12 protein-coding genes are annotated in these 20,293 nt (G+C 61.2%); 8 read left to right on the top strand and 4 right to left on the bottom strand.

Annotated elements, in window-relative coordinates; genetic code table 11:
* Positions 1-53 precede the first annotated feature (53 nt).
* From BK667_RS16370 to BK667_RS16355, 4 genes are all read left to right on the top strand, one after another.
* Positions 54-3,161, top strand: coding sequence for an efflux RND transporter permease subunit (locus BK667_RS16370; protein WP_123598257.1), 3,108 nt, complete (start codon positions 54-56; stop codon positions 3,159-3,161).
* On the top strand, positions 3,158-4,639 hold the full coding sequence (locus BK667_RS16365; protein ID WP_123598256.1) for an efflux transporter outer membrane subunit: 1,482 nt from the start codon (positions 3,158-3,160) through the stop codon (positions 4,637-4,639). Before BK667_RS16370 ends, BK667_RS16365 begins: the two co-directional genes overlap by 4 nt.
* A gap of 295 nt (positions 4,640-4,934) precedes the next feature.
* A complete protein-coding gene (locus BK667_RS16360) occupies positions 4,935-7,016 on the top strand; it encodes a putative bifunctional diguanylate cyclase/phosphodiesterase (protein WP_123598255.1) in 2,082 nt (693 codons plus the stop codon).
* A gap of 103 nt (positions 7,017-7,119) precedes the next feature.
* On the top strand, positions 7,120-7,866 hold the full coding sequence (locus tag BK667_RS16355) for an SDR family oxidoreductase (RefSeq protein WP_123598254.1): 747 nt from the start codon (positions 7,120-7,122) through the stop codon (positions 7,864-7,866).
* Between the two features lie 119 nt (positions 7,867-7,985).
* On the opposite strand, the gene mapR is transcribed toward BK667_RS16355, so the two are convergent.
* The 3 genes from mapR to BK667_RS16340 all read right to left on the bottom strand — a co-directional run bounded on the left by mapR (position 7,986) and on the right by BK667_RS16340 (position 11,368).
* Positions 7,986-9,395: a GntR family transcriptional regulator MpaR gene (gene mapR, locus BK667_RS16350; protein ID WP_123509657.1), complete on the bottom strand. Its 1,410-nt coding sequence runs from the start codon at positions 9,393-9,395 to the stop codon at positions 7,986-7,988.
* A gap of 131 nt (positions 9,396-9,526) precedes the next feature.
* On the bottom strand, positions 9,527-10,939 hold the full coding sequence (gene ccoG / locus BK667_RS16345) for a cytochrome c oxidase accessory protein CcoG (RefSeq protein WP_123598253.1): 1,413 nt from the start codon (positions 10,937-10,939) through the stop codon (positions 9,527-9,529).
* Between the two features lie 195 nt (positions 10,940-11,134).
* Positions 11,135-11,368, bottom strand: coding sequence for a DUF3203 family protein (locus BK667_RS16340; RefSeq protein WP_123509655.1), 234 nt, complete (start codon positions 11,366-11,368; stop codon positions 11,135-11,137).
* A 122-nt stretch (positions 11,369-11,490) separates the two neighbouring features.
* Here BK667_RS16340 and BK667_RS16335 point away from each other — a divergent pair, with 122 nt between their 5' ends.
* A complete protein-coding gene (locus tag BK667_RS16335) occupies positions 11,491-11,997 on the top strand; it encodes an MgtC/SapB family protein (RefSeq protein ID WP_123598252.1) in 507 nt (168 codons plus the stop codon).
* A 109-nt stretch (positions 11,998-12,106) separates the two neighbouring features.
* On the opposite strand, the gene BK667_RS33275 is transcribed toward BK667_RS16335, so the two are convergent.
* Positions 12,107-12,274 carry a hypothetical protein gene (locus BK667_RS33275; protein WP_185058224.1) on the bottom strand — a complete coding sequence of 56 codons (168 nt, stop codon included), beginning with the start codon at positions 12,272-12,274 and terminating at the stop codon, positions 12,107-12,109.
* Between the two features lie 216 nt (positions 12,275-12,490).
* Here BK667_RS33275 and BK667_RS16330 point away from each other — a divergent pair, with 216 nt between their 5' ends.
* From BK667_RS16330 to glgB, 3 genes are all read left to right on the top strand, one after another.
* Positions 12,491-14,485, top strand: a complete 1,995-nt coding sequence (locus tag BK667_RS16330; RefSeq protein WP_123598251.1) for an alpha-1,4-glucan--maltose-1-phosphate maltosyltransferase — start codon at positions 12,491-12,493, stop codon at positions 14,483-14,485.
* A gap of 137 nt (positions 14,486-14,622) precedes the next feature.
* The gene (gene treS, locus BK667_RS16325; RefSeq protein WP_123598250.1) at positions 14,623-17,964 is read left to right on the top strand and encodes a maltose alpha-D-glucosyltransferase; all 3,342 of its coding nucleotides are present in this window, start codon (positions 14,623-14,625) and stop codon (positions 17,962-17,964) included.
* A 2-nt stretch (positions 17,965-17,966) separates the two neighbouring features.
* The gene (gene glgB / locus BK667_RS16320; RefSeq protein ID WP_123598249.1) at positions 17,967-20,198 is read left to right on the top strand and encodes a 1,4-alpha-glucan branching protein GlgB; all 2,232 of its coding nucleotides are present in this window, start codon (positions 17,967-17,969) and stop codon (positions 20,196-20,198) included.
* The last annotated feature ends 95 nt before the right edge of the window (positions 20,199-20,293 follow it).

Here is a 20,293-nt window from a genome sequence, read left to right as displayed (position 1 = left end):
CTCATCGCGAGCAAGCTCGCTCCCACAGGGATCGATGTCCGGAGCTGTCGTCCATGAACCTGTCCGGTCCTTTCATCAAGCGCCCGGTCGCGACCATGTTGCTGAGCCTGGCAATCATGCTGCTGGGCGGCGTGAGTTTCGGCCTGTTGCCGGTGTCGCCGTTGCCGCAGATGGATTTCCCGGTGATCGTGGTTCAGGCCAGTCTGCCGGGGGCGAGTCCCGAAGTGATGGCCTCGACCGTGGCCACGCCGCTTGAGCGTTCCTTCGGCGCCATCGCCGGGGTTAACACCATGAGCAGCCGCTCCAGCCAGGGTTCGACCCGGGTGATTTTGCAGTTCGACCTCGACCGCGACATCAACGGCGCTGCGCGGGAAGTGCAAGCGGCGATCAACGCCTCGCGCAACCTGCTGCCGAGCGGGATGCGCAGCATGCCGACGTATAAGAAGGTCAACCCGTCGCAAGCGCCGATCATGGTGTTGTCGCTGACTTCGGATGTGCTGGAGAAAGGTCAGCTCTACGATTTGGCCTCGACGATCCTGTCCCAGAGCCTGTCCCAGGTGCAGGGCGTGGGTGAAGTGCAGATCGGCGGCAGCTCCCTGCCGGCGGTGCGCATCGAGCTCGAACCCCAGGCGCTCAACCAATACGGCGTGGCCCTGGACGATGTGCGCAACACCATTGCCAACGCCAACGTGCGCCGGCCGAAAGGCTCGGTCGAGGACGACCAGCGCCTGTGGCAGGTGCAGGCCAACGATCAACTGGAAAAGGCCAAGGACTACGAGTCGCTGATCATCCACTACAACAACGGCGCGGCCCTGCGCCTGAAGGATGTGGCCACGGTCAGCGACGGCGTCGAGGACCGCTACAACAGCGGTTTTTTCAACGACGACGCGGCGGTGCTGCTGGTGATCAACCGTCAGGCCGGCGCCAACATCATCGAGACAGTCAACGAGATCAAGGCGCAGTTACCGGCGCTGCAAGCGGTGTTGCCGGCCAGCGTCAAGCTGAACCTGGCCATGGACCGTTCGCCGGTGATCAAGGCCACGTTGCATGAAGCGGAAATGACCCTGCTGATCGCCGTGGCCCTGGTGATTCTGGTGGTGTTCCTGTTCCTGGGTAACTTCCGTGCCTCCCTGATCCCGACGCTGGCGGTGCCGGTATCGCTGGTCGGCACCTTCGCGGTGATGTACCTGTATGGGTTTTCCCTGAACAACCTGTCGCTGATGGCGTTGATCCTGGCCACCGGGCTGGTGGTGGACGATGCCATCGTGGTGCTGGAGAACATTACCCGGCACATCGACGAAGGCGTGCCGCCGATGAAGGCCGCGTACCTCGGTGCGCAGGAAGTCGGGTTTACGCTGCTGTCGATGAACGTTTCGCTGGTAGCGGTGTTCCTGTCGATCCTGTTTATGGGCGGCATCATCGAAAGCCTGTTCCGCGAGTTTTCCATCACCCTGGCGGCGTCCATCGTCGTTTCGCTGATTGTGTCCCTGACCTTGACGCCGATGCTCTGCGCCCGTTGGCTCAAGCCGCACACCCCGGGCCAGGAAAACCGCTTGCAGCGCTGGAGCCAGCGGGCCAACGAATGGATGGTCGGCAAATACGCCACCAGCCTCGACTGGGTGCTGCGTCACCGACGCCTGACGTTGCTTAGCCTGATCATCACCGTCGGCGTCAACGTTGCGTTGTACGTGGTGGTGCCGAAAACCTTTATGCCGCAGCAGGACACCGGTCAGTTGATCGGCTTCGTTCGCGGCGACGATGGCCTGTCGTTCAGCGTGATGCAGCCGAAGATGGAAATCTTCCGCCGTGCGGTGCTCAAGGACGAGGCGGTGCAAAGCGTGGCCGGGTTCATTGGCGGCACCAACGGCACCAACAACGCCTTCATGCTGGTGCGCTTGAAACCGATCAAGGAACGCAACGTTTCGGCGCAAAAAGTCATCGAACGCTTGCGCAAGGAAATGCCCAAGGTTGCCGGTGCGCAGTTGATGTTGATGGCGGATCAGGACCTGCAATTTGGCGGTGGCCGTGAACAGACCACTTCGCAGTATTCCTACATCCTGCAAAGCGCCGACCTGGGCTCATTGCGCGAGTGGTATCCGAAAGTCGTCACCGCGCTGCGGGCCTTGCCGGAGCTGACCGCGATTGACGCCCGTGAAGGACGTGGCGCGCAACAGGTGACGCTGATTGTTGACCGCGACCAGGCCAAGCGCCTGGGTGTGGACATGGACATGGTCACGGCGGTGTTGAACAACGCCTACAGCCAGCGGCAGATTTCGACGATCTACGACAGCCTCAACCAGTATCAGGTGGTGATGGAGGTCAATCCGAAATATGCCCAGGACCCGATTACGTTGAAGCAGGTCCAGGTGATCACGTCCACGGGCGCACGGATTCCGTTGTCCACCATCGCTCACTACGAAAATAGCCTGGAAGACGACCGCGTCAGCCACGAAGGCCAGTTTGCTTCCGAAAGCATCTCCTTCGACATGGCCGAAGGCGTCACGGTGGAGCAGGGCACGGCGGCCATCGAGCGGGCGATTGCCAAGCTGGGTATGCCGGAAGACGTCATTGTGAAAATGGCCGGCACCGCCGACGCCTTTGCCGCGACCCAGAAGAGCCAGCCGTTCATGATTCTCGGCGCGCTGGTGGCGGTGTACCTGGTGTTGGGCGTGTTGTATGAAAGTTACATTCACCCGCTGACGATTCTGTCGACCTTGCCGTCGGCCGGGGTCGGCGCATTGCTGTCGATCTATGCCCTGGGCGGGGAGTTCAGCCTGATTTCGCTGTTGGGGCTGTTCCTGCTGATCGGGGTGGTGAAGAAAAACGCCATCCTGATGATCGATCTCGCGTTGCAGTTGGAGCGGCATCAAGGCATGACGCCGCTGGATTCGATTCGCAGCGCTTGCTTGCAACGTCTGCGACCGATTCTGATGACCACCCTGGCGGCGATCCTCGGCGCGTTGCCGCTGTTGCTCAGCCGTGCCGAAGGTGCGGAAATGCGCCAGCCGTTGGGCCTGACCATCATCGGCGGACTTATTTTCAGCCAGGTGCTGACCCTCTACACCACCCCGGTGGTTTACCTCTATCTCGACAAACTGCGCCATCGATTCAATAAATGGCGTGGGGTACGTACCGATGCAGCTCTGGAAACTCCGCTATGACTGACCGTTCGCTTATCACTCTGGCTGCACCGATCGCCATGGCCCGGGGCTCGCGCCTGTTGAGTCTGGCGCTGTGCATGGCGCTGATCAGCGCTTGCGCCGTCGGCCCGGACTATCAGCGTCCGCAAACCGCCGAGCCGGCGCAGTACAAGGAAGCCGAGGGCTGGCGTCAGGCCAGTCCGAGCGATTCCCTGGCCCGGGGTGCCTGGTGGGAGTTGTATGGTGACCGGCAGCTCGACGGCTTGATCGAGCGACTGAACAGCGCCAACCAGACTGTGGCCCAGGCCGACGCCCGCTATCGTCAATCCCAAGCCTTGGTGAAAAGCGCCCGTGCGGCGTTTTACCCCACGGTTGACTTGAGCGCGGGTAAAACCCGCTCCAGTCAAGGGGCCGGCAGCAGCAGTTCAAGCCTGAGCAGCTCCGCCAGCGGTATTCGCAATACCTACACCACGGAACTGGGGGTCAGTTGGGAAGCGGATATCTGGGGCAAGCTGCGTCGCGGCCTGGAAGCCGACACCGCCAGCGCACAGGCCAGTTTCGCCGATCTGGCGGCGATGCGCCTGAGTCAGCAGTCGGAGCTGGTGCAGAACTACTTGCAGTTGCGGGTGATTGATCAGCAGAAACGCTTGCTGGAATCGACGGTCGTGGCGTACCAGCGCTCGCTGCAAATGACGCAGAATCAGTACCGCGCCGGCGTGTCCGGGCGTGATGCGGTGGCCCAGGCCCAGGCGCAGTTGAAAAGCACCCAGGCCGATCTGGTGGACCTGATCTGGCAACGTGCGCAGTTCGAAAACGCGATTGCGGTGCTGATCGGCAAGGCACCGGCGGAGTTCAACCTGGCGCAAACCCAGGACATTCCGAAACTGCCGCAGATTCCCCTGAGCCTGCCGTCGCAATTGCTCGAACGCCGGCCGGACATTGCCTCTGCCGAACGTTCGGTGATTGCCGCCAACGCCAATATCGGCGTGGCGAAAGCCGCTTACTACCCGGATTTGAGCTTGAGCTTGAGCGGCGGCTACAGCAGCAGTACGTCCAGCAACCTGATCAGCTTGCCGAACCGTTTCTGGTCGGTGGGGCCGAAACTGGACTTGCCTTTGTTCGACGGCGGCGCGCGCTCGGCGGAAGTGGATCGCAACGAAGCGCTCTACGATGAAACCGTGGCCAAGTACCGCCAGACCGTGCTGGATGGTTTCCGCGAGGTGGAAAACTACCTGGTGCAGCTCAAGGTGTATGAGAACGAAGCAGCGGTGCGCCAGGAAGCCCTCGACGCCGCCCGGGATTCCTTGCGCCTGACCGAGAACCAGTACAAGGCCGGGTTGATTGCTTATCTGGATGTGGTGGTGGTGCAAGCCACGGCATTGAGTAATGAACAAAGCGTGTTGAACGTGTTGCAGAGCCGGTTGATTGCCAGTGTGCAGTTGATTGCGGCGCTGGGCGGCGGGTGGGATGGGCAATTGCAGGTGAGCGACAAGGAATAACCTGGCTGGCACCGATCGTTCCCACGCTTGCTGATCGTTCCCACGCTCTGCGTGGGAATGCAGCCAAGGACGCTCCGCGTCCCGGACGCAGAGCGTCCGATGAGGCATTCCCACGCAGAGCGTGGGAACGATCACCGGCGTTGTCATGACGATTTAAAAGTGTCAAACAAGCGTTTCATCGGGTTGATGGCCATTTGATAATTTTGTCAGTGCGTTCTTCTGCGCAATCAGTACAATCGCCGACTTTGCCCCCCGAGAACGGACGCAGTACGGTGGGCAGGCCTCGGAAAATCCCATGCTCATCGGCACCTATTCCCCCACGTTGGTTTTCATCTCGCTGTGCGTGGCGATTCTTGCGTCCTATACCGCCCTGGACCTGACTGGCCGGATCGCCACCACCCAGGGCCGGGCCGTTCACCTGTGGACTGCCGGCGGGGCGGTGGCCATGGGCATTGGCGTGTGGTCGATGCATTTCATCGGCATGCTCGCCTTCAAATTACCGATTGATCTGGGCTACGACCTCGGCCTCACCGTGCTGTCGCTGGCGATCGCGATCTTGTCCTGCGGCTTTGCCCTGTGGCTGGTCAGCCAGCCGAAGCTGCCGGTGTGGCAGTTGGCATTTGGCGCGCTGATCATGGGCGGCGGCATCAGCGCCATGCATTACACCGGCATGGCGGCCATGCTCATGCAGCCGGGCATCGACTACGACCCGACGCTGTTTAGCGCCTCGTTGCTGATTGCTGTCGGTGCGTCGGCAGCCGCCTTGTGGATCGCTTTCCGCCTGCGCCAGCACACCCCCTACGTGGGCCTGATCCGTGGCGGTGCCGCCGTGATCATGGGCTTCGCCATCGTCGGCATGCATTACACCGGCATGGCGGCGGCGCGGTTTCCTGACGGCAGCTTCTGCGGCGCCGCCCTCAATGGCTTGAGCGGTAAGGGCCTGGACAACCTGGTGTTGATCACCACGTTGGCGGTATTGAGCATCGCCTTGCTAACCTCGATTCTTGACGCACGCCTGGAAGCGCGTACCGCCGACCTCGCGCACTCGTTGACCGAAGCCAACCGCGAACTGACCCAACTGGCCCTGCACGACACCCTGACCGGCCTGCCGAACCGCACGCTGCTGGCGGACCGCATCGAACTGGCCATGTCCAAGGTGCAGGAGCAGGGCGGTTGTTTTGCGCTGATGTTCATCGATCTGGATGGTTTCAAACCAGTCAACGACGCCTTCGGCCACCACATGGGCGACCAGTTGTTGCGTGAGGTCGGCTTGCGACTGCGCGAGGACTTGCGCAGCCAGGACACCCTGGCGCGGATCGGCGGTGACGAATTCGTGTTGCTGGTGCGCTTGAGTGAGCCCAACGATGCGCTGAACCTGGCAGCGCGTCAGGTCAGCCTGATCGCGCGCTCGTTCAGGGTGGCCGAACATGATCTGCAGATTTCCGCCAGCGTCGGCATCGCGCTCTATCCAGGCAACGGCCAGACCGCGCAAGAGCTGCTGATGAACGCCGACGCCGCGATGTACCACGCCAAGGGCGCGGGGAAAAACGGCCACAGCTTTTTCGACGCCTCGATGAACAGCAACGCTCGCAAACAGCTGCAATTGTTGCAAGACCTGCGCGCCGCTCTCGACCAGCAACAATTCAGCTTGTATTACCAACCCAAATTCGACGCCAGCAACGGCCGCCCGGTCGGCGCCGAGGCGCTGCTGCGCTGGGTGCACCCGACCCAGGGCATGTTGCTGCCGGACAAGTTCATCGATCTGGCGGAAAAGACCGGGCTGATCATTCCCATCGGCGAATGGGTGTTGAACGAAGCCTGCCGGCAAATGCGCGAATGGTACGTGCTCGGCTACACCGACTGGCGTATCGCGGTGAACCTGTCCGCCTTGCAGTTCTGCCACGTCGGCCTGGTCCAGAGCGTGGCCAAGGCCCTGGCTACGCACCATTTGCCGGCCAACAGCCTTACCCTGGAAATCACCGAAACCACCGCCATGAGCGACGCCGATGCAAGCATGACGGTGCTGCAGGAGCTGTCGGACATGGGCGTCGATTTGTCCATTGATGACTTCGGCACCGGTTATTCGAGCTTGATGTACCTCAAGCGTTTGCCGGCCAATGAGTTGAAGATCGACCGTGGCTTCGTCCGCGACCTGGAGCACGACAGCGATGACGCCGCCATCGTCTCGGCGATTGTCGCGCTCGGCCAGGCGTTGGGTTTGCGGATTGTGGCGGAAGGTGTCGAGACCGGTGTGCAGCAGGATTTCCTGACGAAATTGGGGTGTGATTCGTTGCAGGGTTATCTGCTGGGGCATCCGCTGCCGGCGGAGCGATTCATGCACGACATTCATCGGGGTGAGCAATTGGCTGCCGGTTGACCCCTGTAGCAGCCATGACAATTGATGCAGGCCCATGCAAAACCCGCCAATGGCGGTTATTCTTGCCCCCGACTGCTTAAGCTTGAAACGGGGGAACGTCAGCATGGAAAAAGTCATCGTCATCACCGGGGGCAGCCGTGGCATCGGCGCCGCCACGGCGTTGTTAGCCGCCCAGCAGGGCTATCGGATCTGTATCAACTATCTGGCTGACGAACAGGCTGCGCAAAGTGTGCTGGAGCAAGTCCGTGCACTGGGCGCCCAAGCCATTGCAGTGCGGGCCGATGTCAGCATCGAAGACGAAGTGATCGCCATGTTCCACCGCGTCGACACCGAGCTGGGACGGGTCACGGCGCTGGTGAACAACGCCGGCACCGTCGGGCACAAGTCCCGGGTCGACGAAATGTCCGAATTCCGCATTCTCAAAATCCTCAAGACCAACGTCCTGGCGCCGATTCTCTGCGCCAAGCACGCGATCCTGCGCATGTCGCCCAAACATGGCGGGCAGGGTGGCAGCATCGTCAATGTGTCTTCGGTCGCTTCGCGCCTGGGCTCGCCCAACGAGTACGTGGATTACGCCGCGTCAAAAGGCGCGCTGGACAGCTTCACCATCGGCCTGTCGAAGGAAGTGGCGGGCGAGGGGATTCGTGTCAACGCCGTGCGACCCGGTTTTATCTACACCGATTTCCACGCGCTGAGCGGTGATCCGGATCGGGTCAGCAAGCTCGAATCGGCGATCCCGATGGCCCGTGGCGGCCGGCCGGATGAAGTGGCGGAGGCGATTGTGTGGTTGCTGTCGGATAAGGCTTCGTATGCGACCGGGACTTTCGTTGATCTTGGGGGCGGGCGCTGACCCTGATCGTTCCCACGCTCCGCGTGGGAATGCATCCCGTGACGCTCTGCGTCACATCCGAAGCCGAACGCGGAGCGTCCGTGGCTGCATTCCCACGCGGAGCGTGGGAACGATCACTGTCAGAACGACCTGACGATCCGCCCCAACGTCTCCATCGCCTTCTCCGCCGCTTCATTCCACGGGCTGCCATAGTTCAAGCGAATGCAATTCCTGAAGCGCTGGGTCGGTGAAAAGATCGGCCCCGGCGCGATGCTGATGCCTTGGGCCAGGGCCATCTGGAACAACTTCAACGAATCCATCTGCGGTGGCAGTTCCAGCCACAGGAAGTAGCCGCCGGCCGGTTGGCTGACGCGGGTCTGCGCAGGGAAGTAGCGGGCGATGGCGGCAAGCATGGCGCTTTGCTGTTCTTCCAGGGCGTAGCGCAGTTTGCGCAGGTGGCGGTCATAGCCGCCGTGTTGCAGGTAGTCGGCAATCGCGGCCTGGGCCGGCATCGAGGCGCAAAGTGAGGTCATAAGCTTCAGGCGTTCGATTTTCTGCGCATAACGCCCGGCGGCGACCCAGCCAATGCGATAGCCGGGGGCCAGGCTCTTGGCGAACGAACCGCAATGCATCACCAGGCCTTCGGTATCAAATGCCTTGGCCGGTTTCGGCGCTTGCTGGCCGTAATAGAGTTCGGCGTAGACGTCGTCCTCGATCAGTGGCACCTGGTGGCTGCGCAACAATTCCACCAATTCCTGTTTCTTTGCCTCGGGCATGGTCGCGCCCATCGGGTTCTGAAAACTGGTCATGCACCAGCAGGCCTTGATTGGATACCGTTCCAGGGTTTGTGCCAACACGCCGAGGTCGATGCCGTCCCGTGGATGCACCGGGATTTCCACCGCTTTGAGCTTCAAGCGTTCCAGCACTTGCAGGCTGGCGTAGAACGCCGGGGCTTCGATGGCCACCAGGTCACCGGGTTCGGTGACGGCTTGCAGGCACAGGTTCAGCGCTTCGAGGGCACCGTTGGTGATCAGCAGTTCTTCCATCGGCAGCATCAGCCCGCCGACCATGTAGCGCAGGGCGATTTGCCGACGCAGCTGCGGGTTGCCCGGCGACATGTCGGTGACGACCATGCGCGGGTCCATCTCCCGGGCGGCACTGGCCAGGGAGCGGGACAGGCGTTGCAGCGGGAACAGGGTCGGGCTGGGGAAGGCCGAGCCGAACGGCACGGTGTTGGGGTCCTTGATCGAGTCGAGGACGGAAAAAACCAGTTCGCTGACATCGACTTCGGTGGATTCGTTGACCTGGTTGCTGATCACGGGCTCCGAGAACGGGCTCGGGGCGTGGGTGTTGACGAAGTAACCGGAACGCGGCCGGGCGCGGATCAGGCCGCGACGTTCCAGCAGGTAATACGCCTGGAATACCGTGGACGGGCTGACCCCGTAGGTCTGGCTGGCGTAGCGCACCGACGGTACGCGCTGGCCGGGGCCAAGGACCCCGGAGCGGATCAGTTCAGCGATGTCATCGGCGAATTTTTCGTAGCGTTTCATCGAATGCCTGGGTTGGTGTCAGTCAGGGAAATCGGCGGTGACTTCTTCGCGGGCAAGCCTCGCTCCTACAGTACGCAGGTGTCTGTAGGAGCGAGGCTTGCCCGCGAATGGCCGCACCGCAGTCTAAGGGATCAGCGATTCATCGGCGCAACAAACCGGCTCTGGGCCACGCTGTAGATCTCCGGTTCATCGCTGTCGACAATCTTGAAACTGATGGTCTGGGAGCTGCTGCTCGGCCGTTCCGTGGTCATCGCCACCGACACCGGCACGTCGACAATCTCACCCGGCGCCAGGCTCAACTCCGTCTTGCCTTGCAACTGGAAGCCCTCGCCATCCACCAGGCTCAGGCGGTAATCCTGACGCTGCTGGGTTTTGTTGATGACTTTCAGGCTGTAGATGTTCTCGATCAGACCTTCGCTGTTTTCACGGTACATGCCACGGTCCTTGGTGACGTCCAGGGACACCATCGGCCGTTCCACCAGCGCCAGGGCCAGTGCGCCAATCATGATCAGCAGCACCGCCGTGTAGCCAATCAACCGTGGCCGCAGCAGGTGGGTCTTGCCGCCCTGCAACTCATGCTCGGAGGTGTAACTGATCAGCCCGCGAGCGTAGCCCATTTTGTCCATGATCGAATCGCAGGCGTCGATGCACGCCGCGCAGCCGATGCATTCCATTTGCAAACCGTCGCGGATGTCGATGCCGGTGGGGCAGACCTGCACGCAGACCTGGCAGTCGATGCAATCACCGAGGCCGACATCGGCCGGTTTCACTTCGCGCTTGCGCGGGCCACGGTTTTCGCCGCGTGCCACGTCGTAGGAAATGGTCAGGGTGTCCTTGTCGAACATCACGCTCTGGAACCGCGCATACGGGCACATGTGCATGCACACCGCTTCACGCAGCCAACCGGCATTGATGTAGGTGGCGCCAGTGAAGAAGATCACCCAGAACAGACTGACGCCGGCCATTTGCAGGGTCAGCAGTTCTTCGGCCAACGGCCGGATCGGCGTGAAGTAGCCAACAAAGGTCAGGCCGGTGAGCAGGCTGATACCCAGCCATAGCGTGTGCTTGGCCGAGCGCCGCAGCAGTTTGTTCACGCTCCACGGCGCGGCTTGCAGCTTGATCCGCTGGTTGCGCTCGCCTTCGGTGATTTTCTCGCACCACATGAAGATCCAGGTCCAGGAGCTTTGCGGGCAGGTGTAACCGCACCAGACCCGGCCGGCGAACACCGTGATCGCAAACAGGCCGAACGCAGCAATGATCAGCAACGCCGAGAGCAGGATGAAATCCTGCGGCCAGAAGGTCGCGCCAAAAATGTGGAATTTGCTTTCGGACAGGTCCCACAGCACCGCTTGGCGACCGCCCCAGTTCAGCCATACCGTGCCGAAGAAAGCGAGGAACAGAAAACCGGCGCCGCTCATGCGCAAGGTGCGGTACAGGCCGGTGAAGCTGCGGGTGTGGATCAGGTTATCGCTGGATTTGACCTTCATCTTCGGGCGTGAAGGTTCATAGGTTTCAACGGTTCGGACGGGGATTCTCTCGCTCATGGTCGTTCGCTCATCAGCCTCCATCAGGCCGGGGCACTATGAGCGTCGATCTGTTTGCATAACAGACTCAGGTATTGCAATAAAAAGCGGATCAGATGGTTTCGCGGCGAGTGCCTGCGACAACTTGTTACACCTGCGAACGCAGGGCACAGGCGCCTATCCCAGGCGCCTGCATGCGTTGTTGATCCGGGTCAGTCAAATCACCGAATCACTGTCCGTGGCCTTCAAATGCTTACGACCGTCCACGGCACCTGCTACGGTCAATGCGTCGGCTTCTGCTTCGGTGATGTAGACGCGCTGGCCGTTGATCTCCACCGCCGACATGGCTTTTTCCGAGTCGGTGATGATGGTGACGTCGGGGCAGAGGCGAATTTCTTCGCCGTTTTCGGTGATGAAAAAGCAGGTCTGGTTTTCGATGCGCACGGTCATGGGATTGTCCTTTTTTCAGCGGAGACTAAAACGTTAGGTCGCCAGGGCTGGCTATCGTTCTGTGCAACCGATTAATGGTCGGCGCGGTCCACCTTCTATCGATTCATACAAAGGACTGCGCCATGAACGCCTGGTGGCATGAGGTTTGGGTGACGTTGCAAGCAGAGTTCGCCGACGTTGGCGACGCTTCACAATTGACACGCATTACCGTGCGCCTGCTGATGGCCGCGGTGCTGGGGGGCATTCTCGGTTTCGAGCGCGAGCACAAGGGCAAGGCTGCCGGGGTGCGCACGCATATGTTGGTAGCGTTGGGGGCGGCGCTGTTCGTGCTGGTGCCGCAGATGTCCGGCTCCCAGGCCGATGCCATGAGCCGGGTGGTGCAAGGGGTGATCGCCGGGATTGGTTTCCTTGGCGCCGGGACGATTCTGAAAAACACCGAGGGCGATGAGGGTCATGTAAAAGGCCTGACCACCGCCGCCGGGTTGTGGATGACCGCGGCCATTGGCGTATCGGCCGGGTTGGGCCGCGAAGCGACAGCGGTGCTCAGTACGTTGCTGGCATTGGCGATATTCAGCGTGATGCCGATGGTGGTGCGGATGCTCGACAAGAATAACAACCGCGAACCGTAAGATCGTTCCCACGCTCTGCGTGGGAATGCCTCAAGGGACGCTCCGCGTTCCACTGGGACGCAGAGCGTCCCGGGCTGCATTCCCACGCGGAGCATGGGAACGATCACCGCTACTCGGGACTGACGATCACCGGTGGTATGGTGTCCGGCGGGTCTTCCCGAGGTGGCGGGGTGGTGCCCGGTGGCTCTTGCTCGGGCACCGGTTCCGGCTCGGTGGGCGGAATGGTCGGGTTGTCGATGTTCGGATCTGGCGTTTCAGCGGGGATCGGTATGCTCATCGTGAAGCCTCCTTGTGGCACATGGCGTAACTCGTGCTTAAGTTTGTTGACCACCGCGCAGAGGATTTGATTCCCACCAACACTCTGGCAAATCCCCGTGAACTTTTACCGGCGCCTGTCGCTCGGAACCTAAGTGAGTTCATTCCGGGCGGATCGCCCCATGTGGATGAATATCAGGCACAAGAGCGTCCTTGGGGCGTAAAGGAGAGATGCTCGATGATCGCTGAAAAACCGACCGAACTCAGTTACAACCCGCATATGCCGCTGTCGCAGGCGTTATTGCTGCCGCGCATCGCCATTGAAAGCGTCATGCCGACCCTCGATGGCGGGCTGTTTGCCGTCAAAGCCGTGGTGGGGCAGGAGGTGCTGGTCACCGGCAAAGTGTTTGCCGATGGCCACGACAAAATGGCCGTACGCATCCGTTGGCGCGGCGAGGGCGAAGAGTCCTGGCACAGCGAAACCATGCATGAGCTGGGCAACAACGGCTGGCAAGGCCGGTTTCGCGTTGAGCGCCAGGGCCGCCATGTGTTTTGCATCGAAGCCTGGATCGATCAGTTCGCCAGCTTCTGTTATGAACTGGAAAAGAAACACACGGCGCGCGTGCCGGTGAGCCTGGAGTTGCAGGAAGGCCGGACGCTGGTCCAGCAAGCCGCCGAACGTAGCGAAGGACAACTCAGCGAGCAACTGGCCGGGCTGCACCATGAATTGTCCGGGCTGCTCGAAGCCGAGCAGGTCGCGCTATTTCTGCACCAGCGTAGCGCCGATCTGATGGCCCAGGCCGATCATCGCGCCTACCTGAGCCTCAGCCAGGAATTCCCGCTGGATGTGGAGCGAGAGATCGCCCAATTTGCCAGTTGGTACGAGCTGTTTCCACGCTCGATCACCGACGATCCCGCGCGCCACGGCACGTTCAACGATGTGCACTCGCGGCTGCCGATGATCCAGGACATGGGTTTCGACGTGCTGTACTTCCCGCCGATCCACCCGATCGGCCGCAGCTATCGCAAAGGCCCGAATAACTCCCTGACCGCCGGCCCCAATGATCCGGGCAGCCCGTACGCCATCGGCAGCGCCGAGGGCGGGCATGAGGCGATTCACTCCGAACTCGGTACGCGCGAAGACTTCCGCAGACTGGTGGTGGCGGCAGCGGACCATGGGCTGGAAATCGCCCTCGACTTCGCCATCCAGTGTTCCCAGGATCACCCGTGGCTGGAGCAGCATCCGGGCTGGTTCAACTGGCGCCCCGACGGCACGATCAAATACGCCGAGAACCCGCCGAAGAAATACCAGGACATCGTCAACGTCGATTTCTACGCCGCCGACGCGATCCCCAGCCTCTGGGTTGAATTGCGTGACATCGTGGTCGGTTGGGTCGAGGAGGGCGTGAAGATCTTTCGCGTCGACAACCCGCACACCAAGCCGCTGCCGTTCTGGCAATGGCTGATCGCCGACGTGCGAGCGTTGCACCCGGAAGTGATCTTCCTCGCCGAAGCCTTTACCACCCCGGCGATGATGGCGCGCCTGGGCAAGGTCGGTTACTCCCAGAGCTACACCTACTTCACCTGGCGCAATACCAAGTACGAATTGTCGACCTATTTCAGTGAACTCAATGAGTCGCCCTGGAGTGAATGCTTCCGGCCGAACTTCTTTGTGAATACCCCGGACATCAACCCGGCGTTTTTGCATGAGTCCGGGCGCGCGGGTTTTCTGATTCGCGCGGCGTTGGCGACCATGGGCTCTGGCTTGTGGGGCATGTATTCGGGCTTTGAGTTGTGCGAAGCCGCGCCGATCCCGGGCAAGGAGGAATACCTCAACTCCGAGAAGTACGAGATCCGCCCGCGAGACTTCAATGCGTCGGGCAACATCATTGCCGAGATCGCCCAGCTCAACCGCATCCGCCGCCAGAACCCGGCGTTGCACACGCATTTGGGGCTGAAGATCTACAACGCCTGGAACGACAACATCCTGTATTTCGGCAAACGCAGCGCCGACGGCAGCAACTTCATTCTGGTGGCCGTCAGCCTGGATCCGCATAACGTCCAGGAAGCGAATTTCGAATTGCCGCTGTGGGAAATGGGCCTGCCCGACGACGCCCACACCCAGGGCGAAGACTTGATGAGCGGCCATCGCTGGACGTGGTACGGCAAGTACCAATTCATGCGAATCGACCCGGCCCATCAGCCGTTCGGGATTTGGCGCATAACCGTCTAGCACGCCGCTGATCGTTCCCACGCTCTGCGTGGGAATGCAGCCCGGGACGCTCCGCGTCTCCTCCAGAGCCGAACGCGGAGCGTCCGTCGAGGCATTCCCACGCAGAGCGTGGGAACGATCATCAACAGGAGTTTCAAATGGCGAAGAAACCCAAGACCACACCCTTCACCAAGGACCCGCTCTGGTACAAGGACGCGGTCATCTACCAAGTTCACGTCAAGTCTTTTTTCGACTCCAATAATGACGGGATCGGCGACTTTCCCGGACTTATCGCCAAACTCGATTACATTGCCGATCTGGGCGTCAACACCATTTGGCTGTTGCCGTTCTATCCGTCGCCACGCCGCGATGACGGGTACGACATCGCCGAATACCGTGGCGTGCATTCCGACTACGGCACCATGGCCGATGCCAAGCGCTTTATCGCCGAGGCGCACAAGCGCGGTCTGCGGGTGATCACCGAACTGGTCATCAACCACACCTCCGACCAGCACGCCTGGTTCCAGCGCGCGCGCAAGGCCAAGAAAGGCTCGGCGGCACGGGACTTTTACGTCTGGTCCGATGACGACCAAAAGTACGACGGCACCCGGATCATTTTCCTCGACACCGAAAAATCCAACTGGACCTGGGACCCGGTCGCCGGCCAGTACTTCTGGCACCGCTTCTATTCCCACCAGCCGGACCTGAATTTCGATAACCCGCAAGTCATGAAAGCGGTGCTGTCGGTGATGCGCTATTGGCTGGACATGGGCATCGACGGCCTGCGCCTGGATGCGATCCCGTACCTGATCGAGCGTGACGGCACCAACAACGAAAACCTGCCCGAGACCCACGACGTCCTCAAGCAGATCCGTGCCGAAATCGATGCCAATTACCCGGATCGCATGCTGCTGGCCGAAGCCAATCAATGGCCGGAAGACACTCAGCTGTACTTCGGCGATACCGATAAAAAAGGCCTGAATGGCGACGAATGCCACATGGCGTTCCACTTCCCGCTGATGCCGCGCATGTACATGGCGCTGGCCCAGGAAGACCGGTTCCCGATCACCGACATCCTGCGCCAGACCCCGGCGATCCCGGCCAACTGCCAGTGGGCGATTTTCCTGCGCAACCACGATGAGCTGACCCTGGAAATGGTCACCGACAAGGAGCGCGATTACCTGTGGAATTACTACGCGGCCGACCGTCGGGCGCGGATCAACCTGGGGATTCGCCGCCGTCTCGCGCCGCTGATGGAGCGTGATCGTCGCCGTGTGGAACTGCTCAACAGCCTGCTGCTGTCGATGCCCGGCACGCCGACGATGTATTACGGCGATGAAATCGGCATGGGCGACAACATCTACCTCGGCGACCGCGATGGCGTGCGCACACCGATGCAATGGTCGATCGACCGTAACGGCGGCTTCTCCCGCGCCGACCCGGCCAGCCTGGTGCTGCCGCCGATCATGGACCCGCAATACGGTTACCTGTCGGTCAACGTCGAAACCCAGGCCGGCGACCCGCATTCGCTGCTGAACTGGACCCGACGCATGCTCGCCGTGCGCAAGCAGTCCAAGGCCTTCGGGCGTGGCACGCTGAACATGCTTTCGCCGAGCAACCGCCGGATCCTGGCCTACACCCGTGAATTCACCGGCACCGATGGCAAGCACGAAATCATCCTGTGCGTGGCCAACGTGTCTCGCAGTGCGCAAGCGGCGGAACTCGACCTGTCGGCCTACGTCGGCATGGTCCCGGTGGAGATGCTCGGCGGTAACGCCTTCCCACCCATTGGTCAGTTGAACTTCCTGCTGACCCTGGCGCCGTACGGCTTCTATTGGTTCGTATTGGCTGCGGAGAATCAAATGCCGAGCTGGCACGTGGAACCGGCGCAGAGCCTGCCGGACTTCACCACCCTGGTGCTGAAGAAACGCATGGAAGAACTGCTCGAAGCGCCATCTCGCGGCACCCTGGAGCAAGGCATCCTGCCGAACTGGCTGCAAAACCGTCGCTGGTTTGCCGGCAAGGACGCGGTGATCGAGAAGGTCAACCTCGCCTATGGCGTGCGCTTCGGCGATCCGCAGCATCCGGTGCTGTTGAGCGAAATCGAAGTCACCAGCGGCGGCCAGACCAGCCGTTATCAACTGCCGTTCGGCTTTATTGCCGAAGATCAGGTTGGCGCGCCGTTGCCGCAACAACTGGCGTTGTCGCGGGTTCGACGCGGGCCGCAGGTCGGTTTGATCACCGATGCGTTTGCCCTGGAAAACTTTATCCGCACCGTAGTGGAGGGCATGCAGAGCAACACCGTGTTGCCGTCCGATGGCGGTGAAATTCGTTTCGAACCGACCGCGCAACTGGCGAAGCTCGGCCTGACGGCGGAGTCCGAAGTGCGTTACCTGTCCGCCGAACAGTCCAACAGTTCGGTGGTGGTCGGCAAAAGCATGGTGCTCAAGCTGATCCGCAAAATTGCCTCGGGCGTGCACCCGGAGCTGGAGATGAGCGCCTACCTGACCGACGCCGGGTTCGCCAACATTTCCCCGTTGCTGGGTTCGGTGATTCGTCGCGATGCCCAAGGCGAAGACAACCTGCTGATGATTGCCCAGGGCTACTTGAGCAATCAGGGCGACGCCTGGGAATGGACCCAGAACAACCTCGAGCGTGCGCTGCGCGATGAACTGGCCGATGCCATGTCCGAGCAAGAGCAGCACTACAACGCCTTGGGTGAACTGAAAGATTTCGCCGGCATGCTCGGCCAGCGCCTGGGGGAAATGCACGTGGTGCTGGCCGCGACCACCGACAACCCGGACTTCGCGCCGCAGGTCACCACGGAGAAACAAGCCCTGGCCTCGGCCAAGGACGTGGCGGCGCAACTGGAGCACGCGCTGAAGTTGCTCAAGCAACATCAAAACGAATTGAACCCGGCGGACAAAGCACTGGTCACTCGCTTGCTGGATAACAAAAAAATCATCCTCGGGCATGTCCAGGAACTGGGCAAAAAAGCCGCGGGTGGTTTGCGCATTCGGGTCCATGGCGATTTGCATTTGGGCCAGGTGCTGGTGATCAAGGGCGACGCTTACCTGATCGACTTCGAAGGCGAGCCGGCACGGCCGCTCAGCGAACGTCGCGGCAAGCACAGCCCGTATAAAGATGTCAGCGGTGTATTGCGATCCTTCGACTACGCCGCCGCGATGGCGATCAACGTGCACAACGTTGATAACACCGCCGATGCCCAAGCGGCGCGGCAACGGGTCGCTGATCGCTATTTAAATGAAGCGCAACAGGCATTTATCGACGCTTATCGGCTGGCGGCAGCTAGTCTTGCTCATGCGTGGCAAGATCCTGAAGGCGAGGACGCTGCACTGGCGTTGTTCGGCCTGGAGAAGGCGGCCTATGAAGTGGCTTATGAGGCGGAAAACCGCCCCACTTGGCTGCCGGTGCCGTTGCACGGTTTGTATGGGTTATTGAGTGGGCTCAAACCCTTTTCCGATCTTGGTGGAGAGTAGTCATGAGTTTCTCGAACAAGGAACAGGGGCATCACAAAGAAGCGTTGCTGCCCAGGGCGCGGGACATTGACGCGCTGGTACGCGCCGAACACCACGATCCGTTTGCCATCCTCGGCCCCCACGGCGATGAGCATGGCGGGCAATTCATTCGTGCCTATTTGCCGGACGCGCTGAGCGTCCAGGTGTTGGCCAAGGATTCCGGGGAAGAACTCGGCAACCTTGAAGCCACCCAGACACCGGGGCTGTTTGTCGGCCACTTCGACCGTGCCCAGCCCTATCTACTGCGCACCCGCTGGGCCGGCGGCGAGCAAGTCGCCGAAGATCCCTACAGTTTCGGGCCGCTGCTCGGTGAGATGGACTTGTACCTTTTCGCCGAAGGCAATCACCGCGACCTCAGCGCCTGCCTTGGCGCGCAACTGAAGAACGTCGATGGCGTGGACGGCGTGCGTTTCGCCGTGTGGGCGCCGAATGCCAAACGGGTTTCCGTCGTGGGCGATTTCAACGTGTGGGACGGTCGCCGGCATCCGATGCGTTTACGCCATCCGACCGGGGTCTGGGAGTTGTTTATCCCGCGTCTGCAAGCGGGGGAGGCGTACAAGTACGAAGTCCTCGGTGCCCAGGGCATTTTGCCGCTCAAGGCCGACCCGATGGCCCTGGCCACGCAACTGCCGCCGGATACCGCGTCGAAAGTCGCTTCACCGCTCAGCATCGACTGGCAAGACCATGAGTGGATGCAGGCTCGCGCTGACAAACATAAACCGAGCGCACCCCTGTCGATCTACGAATTGCACGCCGGCTCGTGGCAATGCGAGCTGGATGATCTGGGTGAAGTCGCCCGCCAGTACACCTGGCATGAGTTGGGCGACCGACTGATTCCTTACGTGAAGGAATTGGGCTTCACCCACATCGAACTGATGCCGATCATGGAACACCCGTTCGGCGGTTCCTGGGGTTATCAGTTGCTGTCGCAATTCGCCCCGAGCGCCCGTTACGGCACGCCGGATGACTTCGCTGCATTCGTCAATGCCTGCCACCAGGCCGATATCGGCGTGATCCTCGACTGGGTGCCGGCGCATTTTCCGACCGATACCCACGGCTTGGCGCAGTTCGACGGTACGGCGTTGTATGAGTACGCCAATCCGATGGAAGGCTTTCACCAGGATTGGGACACCCTGATCTACAACCTGGGCCGCACCGAAGTGCACGGCTACATGCTGGCGTCGGCGCTGCACTGGCTCAAGCATTTCCATGTCGATGGCCTGCGGGTCGATGCCGTGGCGTCCATGTTGTATCGCGACTACTCGCGCAAGGCCGGTGAGTGGGTGCCGAACCGCCATGGCGGTCGCGAGAACCTGGAAGCCATCGATTTCCTGCGCCACCTCAATGACGTGGTCGATCTCGAAGCGCCGGGCGCGCTGGTGATCGCCGAAGAATCCACGGCGTGGCCGGGTGTCAGCCAGAACACCCAACAGGGTGGCCTCGGTTTCGATTACAAATGGAACATGGGCTGGATGCACGATTCGCTGCATTACATCCAGCAGGATCCGGTGTACCGCGCTCATCATCACAACGAACTGAGTTTCGGCCTGGTGTACGCCTGGTCCGAGCGCTTTATCCTGCCGATTTCCCACGATGAAGTGGTGCACGGCAAGCACTCGCTGATCGACAAGATGCCGGGCGATCGCTGGCAGAAATTCGCGAATCTGCGGGCTTATCTGAGTTTCATGTGGGCGCATCCGGGCAAGAAGCTGCTGTTCATGGGCTGCGAGTTCGGCCAGTGGCGCGAGTGGAATCACGATCAGCAACTCGATTGGTACCTGTTGCAGTACTCCGAGCACAAAGGTGTGCAGAAACTGGTCGGCGACCTCAACCGCTTGTACCGCGAAGAACCGGCGCTGCACGATCAGGACGACGCGCCGCAAGGCTTCCAGTGGTTGATCGGCGATGATGCGGTTAACAGCGTCTATGCCTTTATGCGCTGGAGCAAGGACGGTCGGCCGGCGCTGGTGGTGGCCAACTTCACTCCGGTGCCGCGTCCGGCCTATCGCATCGGCGTGCCGTTTGCCGGGCGCTGGGCCGAGGTGATCAACAGCGATGCCGACACCTATGCCGGTTCCAACTACGGCAATGGTGGCGGGGCGTTTACCGAGGAAGAGCCGAGCCATGGCCAGGCATTGTCGCTGGTGTTGAACCTGCCGCCGTTGGCGGTGTTGATCTTGCGGCCGGAGGGCTAGCTCCTGATCGTTCCCACGCTCCGCGTGGGAATGCAGCCCGGGACGCTCCGCGTCCCATTGGAACGCGGAGCGTCCCTTGAGGCATTCCCACGCGG

This window comes from Pseudomonas frederiksbergensis (assembly GCF_003732705.1).
In the GTDB taxonomy this organism is placed as follows: Bacteria; Pseudomonadota; Gammaproteobacteria; order Pseudomonadales; family Pseudomonadaceae; genus Aquipseudomonas; species Aquipseudomonas frederiksbergensis_F.
The sequence above is the reverse complement of the archived record's forward strand: the minus strand, read 5'-3'. Positions and strand labels throughout refer to the sequence as shown.